This is a genomic window from Sphingomonas sp. Leaf4 (assembly GCF_920939515.1).
Classification (GTDB): Bacteria; Pseudomonadota; Alphaproteobacteria; order Sphingomonadales; family Sphingomonadaceae; genus Sphingomonas.
Window position 1 is genome coordinate 1 of sequence record NZ_CAKLBB010000033.1, and the last position, 2,244, is coordinate 2,244.

At 62.8% G+C, this 2,244-nt stretch carries 3 protein-coding genes and 1 pseudogene; all 4 read right to left on the reverse strand.

Translation table 11 applies throughout. From position 1 onward, the window contains the following. The coding region (gene cas5e / locus LRA89_RS20395; RefSeq protein ID WP_443025024.1) for a type I-E CRISPR-associated protein Cas5/CasD at positions 1 to 663 on the reverse strand (663 nt) is incomplete at its 3' end. 11 nt (positions 664 to 674) lie between these two features. After that, the gene (gene cas7e / locus LRA89_RS20400) at positions 675 to 1,883 is read right to left on the reverse strand and encodes a type I-E CRISPR-associated protein Cas7/Cse4/CasC (protein ID WP_230772841.1); all 1,209 of its coding nucleotides are present in this window, start codon (positions 1,881 to 1,883) and stop codon (positions 675 to 677) included. After that, positions 1,880 to 2,026 (reverse strand): hypothetical protein, encoded by a 147-nt coding sequence (locus LRA89_RS20405; RefSeq protein ID WP_230772842.1) that lies wholly within the window; start codon positions 2,024 to 2,026, stop codon positions 1,880 to 1,882. Before LRA89_RS20405 ends, cas7e begins: the two co-directional genes overlap by 4 nt. 102 nt (positions 2,027 to 2,128) lie before the next feature. Then, a pseudogene (locus tag LRA89_RS20410) lies at positions 2,129 to 2,244 on the reverse strand (IS5/IS1182 family transposase); the annotation flags it as partial.

The following is a 2,244-nucleotide window of genomic DNA, read 5'->3' on the forward strand; positions in this document are numbered from 1 at the left end:
CTGCGCGCACCGTCGACGACCTGTCCCGCGCCATCGGCGCCGCCATCGACACCTACACGCCCGCTGAGTGCGCCAACTACTTCGCCGCTGCCGGATACGATGCGTACTGAACGGAATCTGCTCTAGCCCGTCTACCAGCGCGGCGGGGATCGTCGCCGCGTCGACGATGTCCAGCACCAGAGGTCGTGACGGCACGAATGGCTTGCGGCCGATGAACAGCGGGCGTTCGGGCCGGTCGAGCGCTGCCCGCAGCGTGTCGAGGTCGGGCGCGACCTCCGCCGGGGTCAGCCGGAAGGCGATCAGGACGCGGGCGTCGGCATCCATGTCGCGATAGCGGATGTGCGGCGCGTTATAGGTCGCCGCACCGCCCGCACGACCCTCCACCCGGCCGCGCGTCGTCCAGCCGCGATCGTTCGCGCCCAGTTGCGCGGTCTGGAACTCGCGCAGCCGTTGTCCGGCGACGACCCGCACCGACCCCATCACGATCCGCTCCTGCAAGGCGGCATGCGCCGCCGCATCATGCCGTTCCCAGCCGAGCGCGTTGGCGAGCAGCCCGGCCAGCATCGACTTGGCGGGAAAATCGCGCACCACCCCGTACGCATCAACCAGATCGCCGCCGAAACTCATCAGCGGCGCGTCGAGATCGAGAAGCAGATGCCTCACGCCCCGGCGCCTTACAACGACGCTTTGCGCACGACGCCACCGGCCCAGTCGGCCAGTTCGCGCAGGCTGTGGTTCGGCACGCCGTCGAGGACGAGATCGGGCATGGCGGCCTGATGGCGTTCCTCACCGGTTTCGTACATCTTGTCGAGCGCGGCGAGCCAGCCGGTCATCTTGCCGGCGGTCCGCATGCCAAGCGAGGCATTGCTGTTCTTCTCGACCAGCAGCACCGCGTCGCGGAAGGCGTTGGCCAGCGTACGCGGCTGGCGATCGCCCGCCTCGATCAGCACCAGTTCCGCCCGGCTGTAGGGGGCGGTCGATCCCTTCTTCGCGCCGGGCGTCACTTCGGCGATCAGGTAGACGAGGTGTTCAACGACCTGCGCGGCGAGATCGCGGTCGTGATCGCCGGCCCAGTCGCTGCGCGCACAACCGGTCAGGTTCGATACCAACAGCGGTACGTCGACCACGACATAGCCGTAGTAGAGGCCCGACGTCAGTTGCGTGTCGAAGATGCCGGCGGCCCCGGCGTCGTCGCCCTGATCGTCGCTACGCAAGTCGTCGACTACGGTGAAATAGTCTTGCTCGGTTTGTTCGGGATGCACCGTCATTGCATGAGCGACATGAATCGCTGCGTCGCGATTGGCTTTTGTGTCGCTCGTCACCATACGTCCGAACAATGCCGCTTCGAGCGAAGCCGAGAGCACGTTCTGGCCGTGCAACTGGTTAAGGTTGCTCCGTTCCTCCTTGATCCATGCCTCCACGGCGGTTTTCAATGCCGCCAGGTTCGGGTTTTCGATCAACAGCCGTTTGGCCTGTTCACGAAGCCAAGTCAGTTCGGGCCGACCAAAGAGCAGTGCCTGACGTTTTTTCGGGTCCTTGGCTTCCTTGCCATAAAATTTGCTGAGGAACGCCAGTTGGACCACATCGATCGCGTCGGCATCGAAGTCGCCCTTTAATGGTGCGATGACCTCACGCTCGATAGCGATCTTGGAGCGAACACCCTCGACGCCATTCTCCTCAGCAAGCGCAGAGAGCGCACGCGGATCGTCGGCGGTGCGCCAATGCCGTTTGAGGCATTGCGATGAAATCCGGGTCCGCATTGCGTTCCCGAAGGGAAGTTGCTTCGCCAAACCTGCATCGTCACGATTAAGAAGCGCGCCCGGCCATGCCGCCAAAAAGTGAATCTGAAGGAATTTAGGTAGCACGATTGCACCGTTCGTCATGGGTTCCCCGCTTTGTCTTGTTGCTTGACGCTATAGAAATCATGCGCGATCGCGATGCGTGCGGCCTTGGCCTCGTCCACATCGCCACTCAGCAGGTCGTACAGCGCCCATAAATTGACTTGGCGCTCGCCTTTCTGCGCCAATACTCTTGCAACGCGCCGAACCTGATCGTCGAGTGCCTCGCCTCGCACGCTCAGGAGGCGGAGCAGTCTGACTTCTGGATAGTCCAACTTGCCTAGAGGCTGTTATGAACCTGTGGCGAGTGCGGCAGCCTGTTTCATCATGAGGCATGCGAAGGCAACGACGTGAAGTCCTGCGAGTGTTTCGGCATAACGTTCATAGTCTTTGACAAGACGTCGGA